This window comes from Variovorax sp. CF313, from assembly GCF_000282635.1.
GTDB lineage: Bacteria > Pseudomonadota > Gammaproteobacteria > Burkholderiales > Burkholderiaceae_C > Variovorax.
Genome location: NZ_AKIW01000068.1, coordinates 161,597 through 180,657, shown reverse-complemented (window position 1 = coordinate 180,657; position 19,061 = coordinate 161,597). Strand labels below are relative to the sequence as shown.

The window sequence follows — 19,061 nt, the reverse complement described above, 5'->3', positions numbered from 1 at the left end:
GAATACCTTCGCATGACCGATGCAAGATGCTCATCGAATCATGCGAAAGCGGGTGCTTCGCAGAGCTCCCGCGGCACTTGCCCGGAGCCGCCCGGCAACTACCGCAGGCTCTTCGCGTTCGATGCGCTGCAGCCGGCTTCGGCCAGGAACGGCGTCATCGGGTAAGACGGTTGCGGACTGCCGCATCGCTGGCTATCTCCTCTCCAACTGCAGCCTCACATGCGCCGCCACCGCGGCGATCGTAGCCTCGATGCAGCGCTGCAGCGGTGCGAAACCGTCGTTCGGTTCGCGCGTCGCCTCGTTCATGTAAACCGGGCGGCGGATCTCGATCTGCAGGCTGTGCCGCTCCTCGGCCGGATTGCCGATCTCGCCGATCAGCGCCACGCCCTTGTAGGGATCGTTGCGCGCCACCGTGTAGCCATGCGCGCGCGCCGTGGCTTCCACCACGTCCAACAGCGCGGGCTCGCAGGTCGTGCCCTCGCGGTCGCCGAGCACGAAGTCCGCGAGCGGCCGCGTCGGCTTGATGCGCAGCTTTTCATAAGCGTTGTTTGGCATCGAATGCAGGTTGAGATGCCAAAGCGCGCCGAAGTCGGCGACCGCGCGCCCGACTGCCGCCGACAGCGCTGCGTGGTAGGGCTTCCAGAACCCGTCGATGCGTGACTGCACCGCCGCAGGCTGCAGAGGCCGGTCGTACATCGGCTGGTCGGCTGCGATGCGGCTCCAGACCAGGCCGTAGCCCAGGCGCGATTTCTCGCCGGGCTTCAGCGGCGAAGGCCAGGGCCCATCGAGCAGCGCGGGGTCGAGGTCGTCGATGGCCCTGTTGGGATCGATGTAGGCGCGCGGAAACTGTGCGGCCAGCAAGGTCGCTCCATGGCGCGGCGCGGCGGCCCAGAGCGTGTCGACGTGCGTGTCCTCCGCCTGGCGCAGTTGCGCGAACTGCACGCGGGTGACGAAATCCGCCGGATAGCGGGTACCGCTGTGCGGCGAATCGCACACCAGCGGCAGCCGCGCCACGCCGGATGGCGGCTCGACGACGACGACGGGAGCGGTGCCCTGCATGTCCTGCGCATCCGTCACAGCTTGATGTTCGCCACCTTGGCGATGCGCGCGTACTTGTCCATCGTCTCGCGGATCTGCTGCGCGAACTGGGCCGGCGTGTTGGCCATGGGCACGCCCGAGATGTCGATCGTGCGCTGCTTGAACGCCGGGTCCTGCATGGCCTGGTGCGCGGTGACCATGAGCTTCTCGATCACCGGAGCCGGCGTGCCGGCCGGAGCGACCAGGCCGAACCAGCCGCCTTCGCTCATTGCCTCGAAGCCGAGCTCGCGGTAGGTCGGCACGTCGGGCAGCAAGGGCGAGCGCTGCGGCGAAAGTACCGCCAGCGCGCGCAGCCTGCCCGCCTTGATGTGCGGCAGCGACGACGGCAGGTTGTCGGTCATGGCGTCGACCGTGCCCGCCAATGCGTCGGTGGCCGCCTGTCCTGCGCCCTTGTACGGGACGTGTGTGAGCTTGATGCCCGCAAGGTCCATGAACTGCTCGACGTTGACGTGCCCGAGCGAGCCGTTGCCCGGCGATGCGAAGGTGAGCTTGCCGGGCTGCGACTTGGCCAGCGCGATGAATTCCTGCATCGTCTTCACCGGGAGCTTGGGGCTCACGACGAACACGCTGGGCACCGACATCACGTTGGTGATCGGCTGGAAGTCCTTCACCGGGTCGTACGGCAGCTTGGTGTAGACGGCCGGGTTCGCGCCATGCGTACTCACCGTGGCCATGCCGATGGTGTAGCCGTCGGGCTCGGCCCGCGCGACCGCCGAGATGCCGATGGCGCCGCCCGCGCCCGCGCGGTTGTCCACCACCACCTGCTGCCCGAGGATCGCCGACATCTTCTCGGCGAGCAGCCGCGCGATGAGGTCGGTCGAGCCGCCCGGCGGGAACGGCACGATCAGCTTGACCGGCTTGTCAGGGAAGGAAGCAGCGTGCGCATCGACGGCCGAGAGTGGCAGCCCGAAGGCGACGGCGGTGACGGCCAGCAGGAGGTCTCGGCGCTTGTTCATCGTTATTAAGTCGAAAGAAATATCGGGATGGACAACACACATCGCAGGTGCCCTGAAGTGCGGCGATTATGTGAAGCACCCCTGATGTTTGGGGTGACAATTGCGCCGCCTGCTATGACCAGTGCGCATAGCTGGCCACCCCCACTCCACCCATGCGCATCCGTTCACCGTCGCTGCACGAATTGCATGCCTTTGCCAGCACCGCACGCCTGGGGAGCTTCTCGAAAGCGGCCGACGAGTTGTGCGTCACGCAAGGCGCCGTGAGCCGCGCGGTGGCGCGACTCGAAGAGCACTTGAGCATGCGTCTGCTGACGCGCCATGGCCGGCTCAGCACGCTGACCGATGCGGGCCGCGCCTATCTCGACAGCGTGGCACCGGCGCTGCAACAGCTCGAGTCCGCAGCCGAAGCCGTCGGCGCCGAGAGCGGTTCGCACGCCTTGCGCCTGTCGGTGCCGCCGACGTTGGCCACCAAGTGGCTGATCCCGCGGCTGCCCGACTTCCGCGCGCTGCACCCCGAAGTGGCGATATCGTTCGCGCCGTACCGCCGCGACGATCCGTTGGACACCCCCGACATCGACGGCTGGATCCGCGTGCGAACCGGCGAGGTGCCGTGGCATCCGGCGAGCATCGAGTCCGACTACCTCGTGGGCCGCGAAATCGTGCCGATCTGCCGCCCCGAAGACCTGCGCGGCCGCCTCGCCTTGCGCATGCCGCAGGATCTGCAGCAGCGTCCGCTGCTGTTCCACACCAACTACCCCGACAACTGGCGCCTGTGGTTCGCAACGCAGGGCATGCCCGATGCGAACCCGCGCCCCGCGGCCGATTTCGATCAGGTCGTGATGCTGGTGCAGGGCGTGATCTCGGGCCTCGGCCTCGCGGTGGTGCAGCGCTGCCTGATCGAGGACGAGCTCGCCGCCGGACGCATCGCGATCCCGATCGACCGCGCCGCGCTGACGCCGCGCGGCTACTACGTCTGCGCGCCGAAGGGGCGGCGCGAGACGCGGGGCATGCGGGTGTTCAGGGACTGGGTGCTGGGGCAGGCGGCTGGTGCCGCTTCACACCCCCTGCCCTGATCCTCCCGGCGCACCGCCGCTCGGCCTGTCCAGCGGATTCACCCTGGACGCAGCGCCAAGGTCGAACAGGTTCATCACCCCTCTGGGCATCTTCCGCGTGGCGGCCGATGCGCCGTCCGCAGGCCCGAACCGCTCGACGTCGCCCGGAACGAAGCCACCCCAACGGTCCAGCGCGCGCGCTGCGATGACCGCGCTGAGAGGCACCGTTCCCTCGCCCCCGCCCTCGACCGTATAGAGGTGCGGCGGCACGACCCTGGAACCTCGGACCGGTTCGGGCAGATCCTTGATTGCAGCCCACTTGGCCTGCGCCACCGTGTCGTATCGATCGCTCTCGAGTCCGCCTGCGCGACGCACCGCCTCGGGCTCGGGTCCGAGTGCGAACTGCACACGCCCTGTCGCAGGCGTGTTTGGCGCCTCGCGCTCCGCGGCGTTTTTCCGCCCCGTGCGAACGAGCCTGGCAATCACTTCCTTGAACAGGTCCGTCGGCATCGAACTGGTTGCGCTGAGTCCGGCCGGACCGCCAGGGTCGCTCAGCACAACGTCCCCCGAGTGCGCGGCCAGGAACTCGGGATCCCAGGGATGCGCCCGGGCGCTCTTCAGGCTGTCCGCCACCGCGCCGGCCTGCATCGCGGTCCGTTCATTGAGGATGACGGCCTCCTGGCCCTTGAAGGTTCGGGTGGGGTAGTCCACGTGCAACGAATTGGTCGATGCCGAGTACGCATCCATGAAGAGCACTGGGCGACTGCCGATCAGGTACGGTCCTTTGACGTCGAGCACGTTCCCGGAGCCTGCGGCGCCGGCGAGTGTCGAGAGGGCCCCCGCTTCCTCGTGCGCCAGGGTCAGCGCACCGTCTACGCCGGCGCCGTCCGGAATATCCTCCAGAAGCAGGCTTGTCGCATCGGTGGTCAGCGGGTTGCCCGCCTCGTCGAGTGGATGGAAAACCTTCACCACCCGGTTTGTTCCGAACGGGTAGACGGTGCCGGCCGCGCCAGACCCGAGCGCCTCGGGCCCCATCAGCCCGCTCGCCTCCACGCCCGTCATCGGTCGGCTCGTTCCGTCGGCATCGCGAACCATCAGCCGACGCACGGGTATCTCACGTCCGCTGTGCGCATCCGTCATCATTACGGTCCGGCCCTCCCAGTCAACATCGAGCGGCACGCCCAGACGCATCGCAGCCGGCCCTTCGAACCTACCGAAGCCGTCCACCGTGCGTGCCGCGATGAGGGCGTCGGCGGGAAGGGTTCGCGTACCGTCCGGTGCGGGCCTGGTGTTCGCCAGCACCGCCTGCGCCTTCGGACCGTCCACGGTGTAGATGTGCGGCCTCTGCATCTGCGCGTTGCCATCGGACGGCGGCACATCGCGCATGGCCGCCCATTTGGCCGCAGCCACCGTGGGATACAGGCCGGTCGGTGTTTCGCTGGAGCCGGCAGGCAACTTCAACCCGCCCATCCGGCCCACTTCGTCAGGCGCCGGGCCCAGCGCGAACAATGCCTTGTCCGCAGTTTCGGGGGCCGGGCGAAGCGCGGCGTTTTGCCGGCCGGTGCGCGCCATCCGCGTGGCGACGTTGTTGAAGAAGTCGGAAGGAGGCAGCCCTTCGTGGACCCCGGCAGGGTCGTGCAGAACCGGCCGGCCCTTCGAGTCGAACAGGAACTGCGGATCCCATGGATCCTGCCCGGCGCGGTGGAGCCCGTCCGAGATCGCCGCAACCCCCGTCGCCGTGCGTTCGTTGAGAAGCTCGGCGCCTGGGCCCGTGTACGTGCGGGTGGCAGTGACAACCCTCAACGTCGTGCTCGACTCCTCGTAGCGAGGCATCACCGTGACGAGGCGGTTGCCCACCAGGAAAGGTCCCTTGACGGCGAGCACGTTCTCCTCGCCCGCTCCGTCGGTCAGTTTCCGCAAGGCCGCCACCTCCTCGACCGCCCGCTCCATGGAACTGTTGATCGTCGCACCGTCCGGCAGATCGACCTGCAACTCGTCCAGAGCCATGCTGAAACGGCCGTCTCGGATATCGCTCTCGGTGCGCAGGATCTTGATCGCCTGGCCAGCACCGAATTCGTACACGGTGCCATTCCCGCCCACGCCGATCTGCGCGCCCATCCTGGCGACGACCTCGGCACCCGTCATCGGTCGCCGCGTGCCATCGGGCTCGACCATGGCCAATCGGGTGATCGACAGTTGTTTGCCGCCGCTCGTCTTCACGACGACAGGCTGACCGTTCTCCAGATCGATTTCGGGTCGTGCAGCGCGGAAACGCACAGCCCCGTCGGGGACGAACCTGCCGAACTCGTCGACCTGGCGGCCGGAAATGATCGCCTCCAGCGGAATCGTGCGCGCACCGTCGGCAGTGACGCGCACGTTGTCGCGCTCCACGGTGTAGACGTGCAACGGTTGCTCGCCTTCCCTGCGGTGAGGTCCGGGCAAGGGTTCAATGGCCGCCCATTTGGCAGCTGCCACCGTGTCGTGCAACTCGGCCGCCGGCGTGCGCGAAGGACCGGCCACCTCCAGTCCGCCTGCGCTGCTCACCTGCTCGGGCGAAAGCCCGAGCACGAACTGCACCTTGCCTGCACCGGGCGTGTCCGGCGCCGGACGTTGGGCCGCATTTTTACGGCCGGTACGCGCCAACCTGATCGCCTCGTACTCGTGGTCTTTTCGCGCCATGGACCCGCTGACCACGCCATCGGGATCGTGCAGGATCACCGAGCCATTGGGGTGAGTCAGGAACTGAGAATCCGACGGATACCTGTCGGCGAGCCTCAGGCTGTCCGTGATGGATGCCGCGCTCCGTGCCGTGCGCTCGTTGAGAAGTTTGCTGTCTTCGCCCGTGAAGGTCCGCGTCGCCTGATCAATGACAAGTGCGTCGCTGCTGTGTGCATACCGAGGCATGAGCAGCACCAGGCGGTCACCGACGAGGTAGGGGCCTGCGACATCGACCACGTTCTCCGCGCCGGCGTGGTCACCCAGTTCCTGCAATGCATTTTTTTCAACGTGCGCCCATGGCATCCCGTCGTCGATCGTCGCGCCGTCGGGCAGCTCCTCGTACAGATGCGTGAAGTCTCCGTCGGCGCGATCCTGAGTACTCCCATACTCTTCGGCCTCGGTGCGGAAGACCTTGATCACCATTCCATCGCCGAAGGGGTAGACCTTGCCGGAAACGCCTTCCCCCAGAATTTCGGGGCCCATCCTGGCGACGACCTCCGCGCCGGTCATGGGCCGCCGTGTGCCGTCAGGCTCCACGACCATCAATCGATGCGCCGAAACCGGGTTTCCTTGACCATCCCTCAGCGTGACGGGCTGCGCACCTTCCCAGTCGATGCTGAGGGGCCGCGCCGCGTTCTTGCTCGCATCCACTCCCATGTCCGCCTCGGTGAAGATGCCATCCAGCGTTCTGCCGGGTGAGGTCTCGGCATAGCCCATGTGCATGCCGACGCCTTTTTCGCCCTTGCGCTTGAGGTGCGGGATGTCCGCCAACCCGTGTGCTTCGGCGTAGTCCGCAATGCGTCGTCCGGCTGCGTCGAGTGCGACACGCAGGCCCGCCTCGTCGACCTGGCCTACGACCGCCGCAGCCAGTTCGTCGCCGCCGGTGCGCAGCGGAATGACGGTGGCGCCGGTGTTCGACAACTCGTCGGCGAGCAGCGTCGCCATGGCCTTGAAATGCACGTTGGCGCGCTCGTCGACGCCCATCGCGTGGTTGAGGCCGCCCAGGTTGGCAACGTCGGCGGACACGTAGAAGCCGTTGTCGTCCGAGTCGTCCACCAGGTCCTGCATCCGACGTACCGTATCGGTTTTCGCGCCGGACTGGCGCGCGTCGTAGAAGCCCGTGACGCTGTCCTTGGGTGAAATTCCGTAGTGCAGCAGGCCGGTGAGCTGCTCGGTGTTGAGTCCCGCGTCACGGGCCGCGGCGGTAAAGCTCTGCTTCCTGACCACGTCCGGATCGATGGACGCGTGTTCGTGCGAGCCGCTCGCAAAGCGCGTGGGATGACTCGGCGTCAGGACTTCGGGGCCGCCTGGCTCCGGCGCGCCGCGCGCCGAGCGTCCAGCGCCGTCTTCGCCCGCAGGCGCTCCTCGTCGACCTGCTGCTGCAGTTGCTGCAGGCGTTGCCTGCGCTGCTCCGGATTCAGGCCGGTCAACCCCAGCCGCTCGTCCCGTGTCTGTTGTGACATGCTGATTGCTCCTGCGAACGCCTTGATCGGCCTCGGTAAATATGTGGTCCAGGGTTTTGTCTTTCGACACCGATGTATACCCGATGCGCAGGCCGACCCCGGTTTCCTCCGCGTGTTTGGGATGCGGAATGTCTGCCAGGTCGTGGTCCCGAGCGTACTGCCCAACCTGCCGCTGCGTCGCATCGACCGCGCTGGCGAGCGTGGGTTCGTCGATGCCCATGACCACCACGCCGAGCTCCTTGCCGCCGGTGCGCATCGGCACCACCGTGCCGCCAGTCGCTTCCAGCTGGGCGGCGAGGATGTCGGTGATGCCGCGGATATGCACGTTGGCTGCGTCGGCGACGTTGTTCATCGCCGCGTTCAGCCCACCCAGGTTGGCCATGTGGGCCGACACATAGTGCGCGTCCTCGCCGCTCTCGGCGACACGCGCCTGCGTGCGCGAGACGGTGTCGGCCTTCAGGCCCGACAACCGCGCATCGTAGAAACCGGTCACCGTGTCGCGATGCACCAGTGTCCAGCCGCGCATGGCGTCCGCTTGCGCATCGGTCAGGCCCAAGTCGCGCGCCAGGGCGTCATATGTCTCGCGGGCGACGCTGTCCGGATCGACGGCTGGCGCGCTTCGCTCCTGGCTCGGGTTCGCGGACCGGCTCGCGACCTTGCTCACCACCGGGCCGGACGCCCCCGTGTCCTGTGCCGCACCGAGCCACGAGTCCGGGTCGGGATGCGTGTCGATCAGCTTCTGGATGTCGGCCGTCCACTTCGCCCGGCCCGCGCCATCGGGCAGGTAGAGGCCGCGGTCGGTCTCGAAGATCAGCACGTAGCGGTCGGCGCCGCCCGTCACCGGCGAACCCTGTTCCAGGCCCACGGCGATGGGACCGCGCCGCGCCATCGACTCCTGCCCGAACAGGCTCGGGATGTTGGCGTTGACGTGCGGCTCCATCAGCACGAGCGGTCCGCCGCCGTGCACGCGTGCATAGAAGGCCAGCACTTCTTCTCCTCGCCGCTTGCCTTCGGCCGCCGCCTCCTCGATGGTCAGCATCTTGCCGGCCTTGTTGGTGCCCGGCACCTGCTTCGCATCGGCGTTGAGGTAGGTCGAAAACTGCCAGACGTCGCCGCGTGCGACCAGGTCTTCGCGCGACACCTCGCCGGCCTGGAACTTGCCGGCGCGGTAGTACGACGCGGGCAGCGTCTTCACGTACTTGCCGTCGACCAGCGCCTCGCGGTGGAGCGCGATGATGCCGAGTGGCTTCTGGCCCAGCGGCGAGCCTTCGGCCGGATAGACGACGTAGGCCATGCGGGTGCCGTCCGCCATTTCCTGCTGCCACTTGCGCGCCATGCCTTCGGGCCCGAGGTTGTTGAAGTCGGGGCTGACGGCCAGCTGCTTCGTCAGGGAAGCGAGCACCGCGGGTGCATTGCGGTCGCTGAACTGCTCCAGCCGCACCACCCGTTCCTCGATGCCCAGTACGAACGGATCGATCCAGTTGCCCTCGCCGACCCGCGCGCCCATGTTGCGCACATCGGCGCCGAGCGGCGCGTCGACGTGCTCGCCGCGGCCGTTGGGCGCGAGCCAGAAGCGCTGCTGCGTGTCGAAGTTCTCGCCGGCATGCGCGCGCCCGGTCGAGACGTCCATCAGCGGGAGTTGCGGCCTGGCCGTGACGAAGTCGCCTTCGCCAAGCTCGATCTTCTCGCCCAGCTTGATGGTTCCCCCCATCGCGTGCACGCGTGCACCGAGCTTTTCGCCGAGGTGCAGCGCGAGCGACTGGGGCACCACCGCCTGGGGATCGACGAGCTTGCCGGCGCGGCAGATGTAGAGCGCGACGTCCTGCCCCTCCGGGTAGCCCGCCGCCCGCATGTCGGCGGCGATGCGCTCCGGACTCGGCACGTTCGCCTCGTCGGCCATCACGACGAAAGCCTTTTCGGGCACCGCGACCTCGATGTCGCGCGCCGGCACCGGACGGCCATCGACGGTTGCGTCGCCCTCCAGATAGTTCAGGTCGGCACGGCGATGGGCGAGCGGCTGAACCTGCCATTCTTCCGGCCCGAGCCAGCGCTGCGGACGTTCGTCGCCCGCGATGCGGCTGTCGAGCAGCGAGCGGTACTCCGCCGTCCCCGCGCCGCCCTCCGCGTAGCGGCTCACCGGGGTCTTGAAGATGGCGATGTAGCGGGTCGGCGGGGCTTCCCCCGCGAGATCTCCGGTTCTTGGCGGACCCGCCTGGTGCACCACCGTGATGGGCCCTTCGCCGGACATCCGCTCCTGGCTCTTCAGGCTCGGTACGTTGGCATCCTTGGGCCACCCCAATTCGGGCACGTCCTCGGGCGCGCCGGCGTGCACGGCCGCATAGAAGGCGTCGATGTGCTCGCCCTTGCTCGCCAGTTCCTCCACGGCCGCCGCCATCAGCTGCTTCTTGGCCGCCGTATTGACCACGCCGCCCGGGAAGGCGGACTTGGAAGAAGTCCGAGCCCTGCTGAGGTAGGTCGAGAACTGCCAGACCTGGCCGAGATCACCCAGCGCCTCGCGGCTCAGTTCGCCCGCCGGCTTCGCGCCCGGGTAGGTGTCGGCGGGGCGGATGCCGATGAAGCTGTCGCTGACCAGCGGCCCCCTGTGCACGGAGATGATGCCCAGCGGCCGGCGCGCCAGGTTCGAACCGGGCGCGGGGTAGATGACGTAGGCGATCCGGCTGCCGTCCTGGACTTCCGCCGTCCACTTCTTCGCCATTTCCTCCGCCCCCAGCTTCGTGAATTCGGGGCTGAAGCGCAGTTCGTGCGTCAGGTACGGCAACACGTCGCGCGCGTGCTGCGCATCGAACGGCACAAGCTCCACCGCGCGGTCCTCGATGCCCAGATGCAGCGGATCGATGGACTTGTCGCCCACCGTCGCCCCCTTGTCGAGCACCTTCTGCGAGAACGGCCCTTCGGCCTCCTGCGTACGGCCGCCCGGCTCGAGCCAGAAGCGCTGCTGCGCATCGAAGTCCGCATCGGTCACCGAGTGCGGCGCGTTCTGCGAGACGTCCGTGAGCGGCAGGTTCGGCCGTTGCACCACCGGCGCGCCCTCGACCGTATTCCTGGCGCCCAGCACGATGTCGCCGTCCACCGCATGCACGCGCGCACCCAGCTTGTTGCTCAGCTCGCGAGCCAGCGATTCGGGCACCGGCGCATCGGCCCGCGCGGGCGTGCCGCCTTCGCAGAGGTAGAGCACCACGTCCTTGCCCTCCGGGTGCCCGGCCGCGCGAAGGTCCGCCGCGATGCGCTCGGCGCTCGGCGGGTTGCCGCGCTCGGCCATCACCAGGATGCTGCCGGGCGGCACCGCCAGTTCGATGTCGCGCGCCGGCACCGGGCGGCCGTCCACCGTCGCTTCGCCTTCGAGGTAGTTCAGGTCCGCTCGCCGCGTCGGAGCAAGCAGGCTGCGCGAGCCCGGCACGCCGTCGAAGGCCTGCTCGATCTTGCCGCGCCACTTGAGCGTGCCCTTGCCTTCGGGCCCGTAGAGGCTCGCATCGGTCTCGTAGATGTAGATGTGGCGCGCCGGTTCGCCGTCCGGGTAGGTCTCGGTCTTGAACGGCGAGCTGTCCTCGTAGCCGACGGCGATCGGCCCGCGGCCGACGGTCTGCGACTCCTGGCTGAAAGCGCTCGCCACGTTGAACTTGTGGCCATCGAGTGCGACCGTGACGCCATCCGAGCCGGTGATGAACGGCGCGCCACCGCTGACGCGCGAGTAGAACGCCTCCACCGGCGCGCCCTTGGCCGCCTCCTGCCGCATCACGTCGCTCATGAACTGCATGCGCGCGGCCTTGTTGATCACGCCGCCCGGATAGCGGTTCTTGTTCGAACCGAGGTAGGTCGAGAACTGCCAGACTTCGCCGCGGGCCTGCAGCGCCTGCTTGCCGGTCTCTCCCGCGGGCTTGCTGCCGCGGTAGAGCGCCGCGGGCAAGGTGTTGCGGTAGCTGTCGCCGATCAACGCTTCCTTGTGGACCGAGATCACGCCGATCGGCGCATCGGATGCCGGCGTCGAGCCGGCTGCCGGGTAGATCACGCGGGCGTAGCGCGTGCCGGCGGCGATCTCGCCGAGCCACTTGCCGATCATGCCCTGCGCGCCGAGCGCGTTGTACTCGGGGCTGACGCCCAGTTCCTTGGCGAGCAGCGGGAACACGTCCTGCGCGTTCTCCGCGGTCATCGGGTGCATGTCGACCACGCGGTCCTCGATGCCCAGGTGCAGCGGGTCGATGGTCTCGTCGCCCACCCATGCGCCCTTGCCGAGCACTTCGGACGAGAACGGTGCATCGGCTTCCTGCGTGCGGCCGCCCGGCTCCAGCCAGAAGCGCTTCTGCGCATCGAAGCTGGCATCGGTCGCCCGGTGCGGTGCGTTCTGCCCGTTCTGGGAGATATCGGTCAGCGGCAGGTTCGGCCGTTGGGTGACGGCATCGCCCCCGAGCACGACCTGCTCGCCCAGCACCACCTCGCCATCCACCGCATGCACGCGCGCGCCGAGCCTGTTGCTCACCTCGCGCGCCAGCGATGCGGGCACCGGCGCATCGGGCCGCACCGGCGTGCCCGCGTCGCAAAGGTAGATCACCACGTCCTTGCCTTCAGGGTGGCCCGCGGCGCGCACATCCGCCGCAATGCGCTCGGCGCTCGGCGGGTTGGCCCTGTTGGCGATGATCAGGATGCTGTCGGACGGCACGGCGAGCTCGATGTCGCTGGCCCGCACCGGCTGGCCCTTGACCGTGACCTCGCCGTCGACGTAGTTCAGGTCCGCGCGGCGCAGCCCCGAGGGACGCGTCGCGGCGGCGGGCGCCACGGGCAATGCCTCGTCGGGCCGCTGCCCCGCCACCAGCGCCTGGGGCTTGCGCCCATTGCCGGGCTGCAGGCCCGTCAGCACGTCCACGATGTCCTGTGCCACGTCGGCGCGCAGGAACTTCGCATCGCCGATCGCCGGATTGTCGCCACCCATGTGCTTCTCGCGCAGCGCCGCCACAGTGGCGCGCTGCGAGGGGTCGAGGTGGGCCTGCAAGTCGTCGAAGAACTTGCCCAGCTGCTTCGCGCCGCCCGTCGGAACGAGCGGCGTCGATCCCGTCAGCGATTGCTCGAGCACGCGCGGGACCCAGTTCGGCACGTCCACGGCGGCCGTGCCGTCCGATGAGACCCTGACGCTGCTGGAGCCGCCCTTTGCCACCGATCTGGAAACGCCGTTCGCCTCCACGCCCACCTGCACGCGGAACTCCACGCTACTGGCCAGCAGGCCCGCGTGAAAGATCTTCGGCACCGGAAACACCGCGGTGAGCCGCAGCGATCCGTCGGAATCGGGCCGGCCCTTGCCACCCGTCATCCCGTCGATCAGGTTGCCGCGGCCCGCCACGTGGTGCGGCGAAGGCTGCGAGCGCTGCGCCGATTCGGGCAGCATCTTGTAGGCAAAGTCCTTGACCCGGTAGACCCCGCGCTGGAAGCCGCGCTCCAGCTTGTTGTCGGCAAAGATCACCCAGACGTTGCTGGTCGACTCGTGGGGCACGCGCCGCGGCTTGCCGGTCAGGTCGACCAGTTCGTTCTGCAACGGCTTGCCCGGCACCGCGGTGCGGTGGTGGTTGCCGCCGCGTTCGGGCACGAAGACCAGCGCCTTTTCGGGGTCCACATGGCCCTTCGCGACCAGGTCCTTGAGGCCGGCCACGTCGGGCCTGGCGACGAAATCGCGCACGTCGATGGCCGTGGGGTCGTGCAGCCGCGCGGTATCGGCGTGGGGCACCACGACCTGCATCTTGTACTTGGCATCGGCAAAGGTCTTCTGGAACTGCTCGAAGAAGCGCGCGGGCACGATGTCGCCCTCGCCAATTACATCCTTCAGCAACATCTGCCAGCGCCGCTCCACCGACGCCGAGAAGACGCCGTTGTAGCCCGTCGCCTTCTTCAGCGCCGGAATGAACGGGGCGAACCGGCGGTCTTCGATCACGCGGTCGAACATCAGGCTGCTCGGCACCTTCACGTGGTCGCCCGGCGTGTTGTGGGCCTGACCGCCAAGGAAGTCCTTCTCGCCCTCGGACAGCTTGATGTGCTCGCCGTCCAGCTTCACGCTGAGCGTGACCTCGACCACCTGGCCCGAGCCGTCGGCGGCGGGGCCGACAATCTTGGCCGACCGGATGTTGACGCCGTAGCCCGGCGTTCCCCCAGCGAACATCTCCTTCTTCGCGATATTGATCAGGTCCTTGGCGAAGACGGTGAAGATGGTGTCGCGCGAGAACGGCAGCAGGCCCCACTGCAGCATGCTGGTGCGCCGGTACTCGTCGGGCCGCACCGCGACCGACAGCTCCTTGCCCAGCGCATTCTTCAGCGGATCCATCGAGCGCAGCTGGAAGCTGTCGTAGGCGCCCCGCGCAATCGCGCGGAGGTTGGTGCGCGTGCCGATACCGGTGCTCACCGACTGCACCGTCGGCGAAGCGAGCCAGGGTTCGACCTCGCCGACGTTCAACCGGCTGCGCGCCGTCACGCCGAGGCGCATGTCGCGCCGGGCGGCGCGCGCTTCATTGCGCGCCGTCTCCAGCGCGCGCGGGTCGAGCCGCGTACCCGAGCCGTAGATCGCCACCATCTCGTCGCCGGTGAGGTAGGACTGGCGCTGGTCGTAGCCGTCGTAGGCCGGCTTCGCGAAGACGCTGTCCGGCCCGCGCGCCAACTCCGGCTTGCTCGCCTGCACGATGATCTCGGGCTCCTTCGAACCGGGGTTCGGGTTGCGGGTGATCTTGATGTTGTCCAGGCCCACGCCGCGCAGCCGCACGCGGATGGCGTTGTCCTGCGCATCCTGGTGCTCCTTGAGCTGCTGCGCGTCCTCGTCGCCCTTGCGGGTCACGCCACCTTCATCCGAGCTGCTCTTGTCGCTGGCCTTGACCTTGGTGCCGCTGCCGGGCGCCTTCGGGTCGCCGGACGAGGCAACGACCTTCTGCGTGTCCAGCGCCACCCGGAACTCGACCACGCCGCCGGGTGCGAGCGCTTCGGCCGCGCGGGTGTGGGTGTCGAGGCCCGTCGACAGGTCATGGGAGGTCGCATTCACCACCACGAGGTTGTCGATGTCGTGCCCGGCAAGACCCGGGAGGTTGTCCGTCCTGACGTTGACGGGGCGCGGGACGGTGCCCGTGACGTCGCCGGGGTTCTGCGGCACATGCGCCTGCGGGTGGCCGGCGACCGCCGGGACCACGGGCACGCCGGGCGCTGCGGGGGTTCCTGCGTTCGCTGCATTGGCCGCATTGGCTGCGTTCGCAGGATTGCCCGCGTTCTGCGCATGGCCCTGTTGTGCCTGCTGCGCTGCCAGCTTGCGCGCCATGTACGGATGCAGGCCGATGTTGCTCACCGTACCCGGGAAGGCCTGGATCCAGGCTGCCGTGCGCTCGCCTTCGTTCATGGACCGGCCGTTGTTGACCAGCGAGATCAGTTGGCCGGTGCCATAGCTTCCGCTGAGGTCGTTACCGAACTGCACGGCCACCGCGCCGCCGAACTTCACCTTCCCGGCGACACCGGCCAGGCTGTTGGGCAGGGGCAGCACGCCCGAGAGTCCCCCGGTGACCGGCGCGGTCAACAAGCCCGTCGCCGAGCTGGCCAAGGTCGACGTGATGCGCTTCTCGCCCTCCTGCGTGCCGAGCTGGCCGTCCAGGCCGACGTGCATGGTCTCGATGCCCACGCGGCCGGCGCCGTCCACGGCCTGCGAGGTCAGGCCGGCGCGCGCGCCGATCGCCATGCGGTTGCCGATCTTCAGCGTGGTGTTGGCGCCGAGCTGCGCGCCCTCCTTGGCCGCGAGCCTGGCAGTCAGCGCGGCGCTGGTGCGCATGCCCGCGCCCACGCCGGTGGGCGTGAGGGCCGCGGATGCGATGTCGACTGCCTCGTCCTTCAGCGTGAACTTCACGTCGTCCCAGGTGGCATCGCCGTTGCGCACCTTGTAGCCCAGGGTCAGCAGCGAGCTGTGGCCGTCGGCGTAGATGTTGCGGCCCTGCGCCGCGGCCACGACGTCGCCCGTGGTGTCCCAGAGCTCGCTGACGGCCAGACCCACCGCGAAGCCCGCCGCCACGTTGCCGCCAGTGGCGACGGTGGTGACGATGCCGGCGAGTGCCGACACGCCCATGCGCGCGGCCTCGTCCACCACGCTCCAGGTCTCGTCGTTCTCGCGCTGCTCGTGGGCGATGTCGACGGCCTTGAGGCCGTAGGCATCCATGAGCGCGTCTTCCTTCTGCGAGTATTCGGTGAGAGAGATTTCACCCGAGGCCAACTGGTCCTTGAGCTTCTTCACGCCTTCGAGCTGCTTCTTCGTGTAGTCGAGCGCCTCGTCGGCGGAATCGTCGAAGATGTCGCGCAGCCAGGTGTGGCCCTCCTGCCCCTTCTTGATGCCGTCATGGTCCTTCTGCAGCCGCGACACGTCGTCCGAGCTCAGCTGCGTCCACTCGCCCCTGGCCTTGGACGCGATGTCCTGCGCCTTCAGCAGATACCGCCCCTGCTCGGACGACGCCAGGAATTCGTTCTTCTCCTCGACGCGGCGCTCGGCGGCGCGCACGCTGGTCGTGGCCGAGGTCACTTCGTATGCCGCGAGCTGTTTCTGCAGCTCGGGGTTTCGCCCCGGCCACTGCTTGATGAAGTCCTCGGCGGCCTTCGTCTGCTCGCGCGTGCGCGCCAGTCCCAGGTCCTTGATCTGCTGGTCGACCTTTTCCGCAGACTCCTGGTTGTCGTTGTTGTACTCGTCCTGCAGCTTCTTGAGCGACTCGGGTTCTTCGCGGTCGGCCGCCGACGCGTCGAGCAGGTGCTCGGTGTATTTCTTGTGCTCGCCGTCCTGCAACACGCCGATCTTCTTCTTTGCGAGCTGGTCGGTGAGCTTGTCGAGCTGCTCCTGCTGCTCGAAGGATTCGGAGAACGCCGTCGGGTTGGCCTTGAACCAATCGTTCTTCTTCGCCTTCAGCCGATCGACATCGCCCTGGATCGCGTGGGCATCGGCCGCGCCCTTGGCGATGGCGGCGTTGTCGTAGCGCAGGTTGGCCTGCTGCTCAGCGTCGCTCGCCTGGTTCCGGCGCAGCCAGGCATCGCGGTGCGGCAGTTCGCCGTTCGTCATGTTCTTGCCGCGGCTCTCGTCCAGAAACTCCTGCGTCTGCTTGAATGCCTTCCACGCCGCCTCGTTCTCTTCCTCGGCGTTGCGGTACATCGGCCCGACGGGCCGCTGGCCCTGGGCTTCGCGCTTCTGGATCTCCTTCTCGTCGAGGCCGCTCCAGCGCCAGGTACGCTTCCATTTCTCGAATTCGGCCTGCAGGTCCTGATTGGCCTTCAGGTTGGCGTCGTGCGCCTTGTCCTTGTCGACGCCGGCCTTGATGAGGTCGACGTCCTTGTCGGCCGCCACCACCAGCCGGTCGATCTTGTCCGAGCGCTCGAGCATGTCGGAGAGATTCGCAAGCGCCTCCGCCTGCTCCTTGCTGCCTGGCCGCGCCACCGTGACCCACTTGTAGGCGATGGCGGTGTTCTTGTCGATCACCGTCTGCTTGTACTTGGTGAGCACGGAGGTGGCCTTGCCCTGCGCGATGTCGGCCTCGCCCTGCGCGGCATCGCGCTGAGCCACCAGCTGGCGGCGCTGCTCCTGCACGTCCGGCAGGACGTCGCCCATGTGCCTGGCATCGCGCAGGACCTTGTCGAGCTCGCCGATCTGCTTGTTGTAGTCGCCCACGGTGCCGAGCTTCTGGTCGGCCCGCTGCTGCGCATAGCCGGCGCCGCCGGGAATCTCGACGATGGCGGGCTTGCCGTTGTCGTCGTAGCCCTGCACCTTGAAGACCGTCTTCTCGTCGATGACCTGCCGCGAGGTGTGGTCGCGCCGCGCATCGTAGGACTCGACCACGGTGCGGTTGGTGGTCGGGTCGTAGAGCGTGCGCGTCTGGATGCCGCTGTTGGCCGCGCTGGCCTTCGTCACGTCGACGGTGCCGGGCGGCAGCAATTCGAGCAGCTTGTCTTCGGAGAGGTTCAGACTCTTGGCCACTTCGGCGATGGGCTTCTTGTCGTCGAAGATCGCCTTGCGGGCCTCTTCGCCCTGACCCGTCTTCGCGTCGGGCTCGCCCATCAGCACGTTGCGGTGGCCGCTCGCGTCGGTGGCCACCGCATGCCGCGCGCCGTTGCTCGCGATGGTCTCCTCGAAGATCGTGCCGTCCGCGCCGTAGGTCTTGACGGTGGTCGGCACGCCGGCCACCACCATCTGCTGCCCGGTCTCCAGCGGCTTGCCGTAGTCGACCGTGGGGTTCAGCGCCAGCAACTGCTCCGGCTTCAGGCCCGCCGCCTCGGCCACGTCAGCGTAGTCCTCGTACTCGCCCACCGGGCGCAGCACCGGCGCGCCGGTCAGGGGTGTCGTGGTCTCGGTGCGCCTGCCGTCCGCGCCGACGACGGTGTCGGTGCGCGTGCCGGCCTTGACGTCGATGGTGTGCGTGACGTTGTTGCCCGTCTTCTCGTCCTTCACCGTCTGGCTCAGCAGCCCGTTGCCGTCCTGCGTGGTCTGGAAGGTCTTGCGCCCGCCCGGCGCCTTCGCGTCGGCAAACGAGCCGTCCACCGAAAGGGAGCCGCTGTGGTAGTCGTTGGTATAGGCAAGCGATGCATCGCCCTTCTTGACGGTGGTGACCTGCACGTCGGTGCTGGGCTGGCTCGTCTCGATCCTGATGCCCGCCGCGTTGGCCTCCGCGATCACCTTCTCCACGCCGATGTTGCGGTCCTTCGCGATCTGGTCGACGGTCTTGCCGTCGGCGATGGAAGACAGCGTCTTCGTGACCTCCGGCGTCACCGCGGTCGTTTTGGGCTGGAACAGGCTGTTCGACGGCGCATTCAGCGTCGAAGGGAAGGTGGTCGGCGCCTGCAGAGGGCTGTTCTGCGCGGTCAACGACAGCGGCGCGAGCGGCAGGCCGCCGTTCGCGGTCAGCGACGGACGCGATTGCACCTGCAGCAACTGGAGTAGCGGCGAATGCAGGGGGTCCGTGCCGATCTGCGCTGTCTGCTCCGGCGGCAGCGGTTTCAGCGGAGACGGCGGCGTGGGCGGACTGCCGTAGAACTCCGTCTGCGCCTCGGCACCGACGGCATCGGTGAACTTCTTCGTCGCGGTATCGGCTTCGCCCCGCAGCGTGGCCGCATTCGTCTGCGCATCGGTGAGCGCGGTGCGCTCCTTGTCGGTGATGGTGACCTGCGGGCGGCTCGCCGCGGGCGTGAGCTCTACCACCTTGGCTTCCGCGTCCTGCGCCTTGCTCTCCTTCTCCTGCGATTCGAGATAGAGATTGGAGAGGTCGCGGGTCTTCTGCGCCTCGTTGCGGTCGGCCTGGGCGTCCTGCACCTTCTTGTCCGTGGGCGCGGAGGCCTTGGCCTCGGGGCTCTTCTTCTCTTCGCGTTTCTGCGTGACCTGGGCGCTCAGCAGGTCGACGTCCTTGTCCTTCAGGTTCGCCTCGGCGCTCGCGCTCTTGGCGCGGGCGTCCTCGAGCTTGCCATCCTGCTGCGCCTTCCTGGCCTTGTTGGCATCGGCCAGGTCCTTGGATTTTTGGGCCTGCGCCTCCATGGCCTGGGCATGGGCCTTGGCCTCCTGGGCCTTGCGCTCCGCCTCGATGGCGCGCTTGCGCGCCTCCTCGGCCTGGCGCTGCGCCTCGCGCAGCTTCTCGAGCAGCGCCTCGAGCTGGCGCTGCAGCTCCCGTGCACGCGCCGCGGCATCCGACTCGGCCGAGCTCGCGGGCTGGCGTGCCTGGCTCACAGGGTTGGGAACGTTCACCGGCACGCGTACGCTGCCGCCACCATCCGCTATCAGAACCATGGGG

The 19,061-nt window shown here is 68.2% G+C and carries 4 protein-coding genes; 1 reads left to right on the top strand and 3 read right to left on the bottom strand.

What is annotated here, in order from left to right:
- Positions 1–192: 192 nt before the first annotated feature.
- Both PMI12_RS16740 and PMI12_RS16735 read right to left on the bottom strand, forming a co-directional pair.
- Positions 193–1,059, bottom strand: coding sequence for an N-formylglutamate amidohydrolase (locus PMI12_RS16740; protein WP_007834726.1), 867 nt, complete (start codon positions 1,057–1,059; stop codon positions 193–195).
- 14 nt (positions 1,060–1,073) lie between these two features.
- Positions 1,074–2,054, bottom strand: a complete 981-nt coding sequence (locus tag PMI12_RS16735; RefSeq protein ID WP_007834724.1) for a Bug family tripartite tricarboxylate transporter substrate binding protein — start codon at positions 2,052–2,054, stop codon at positions 1,074–1,076.
- Between the two features lie 152 nt (positions 2,055–2,206).
- Between PMI12_RS16735 and PMI12_RS16730 the strand changes: the two genes are divergently transcribed.
- Positions 2,207–3,127 (top strand): LysR substrate-binding domain-containing protein, encoded by a 921-nt coding sequence (locus PMI12_RS16730; protein WP_007834722.1) that lies wholly within the window; start codon positions 2,207–2,209, stop codon positions 3,125–3,127.
- On the opposite strand, the gene PMI12_RS16725 is transcribed toward PMI12_RS16730, so the two are convergent.
- Positions 3,110–19,057 (bottom strand): hypothetical protein, encoded by a 15,948-nt coding sequence (locus PMI12_RS16725; protein WP_007834721.1) that lies wholly within the window; start codon positions 19,055–19,057, stop codon positions 3,110–3,112. The two genes, PMI12_RS16730 and PMI12_RS16725, sit on opposite strands and share 18 nt — an antisense overlap.
- Positions 19,058–19,061 lie beyond the last annotated feature (4 nt).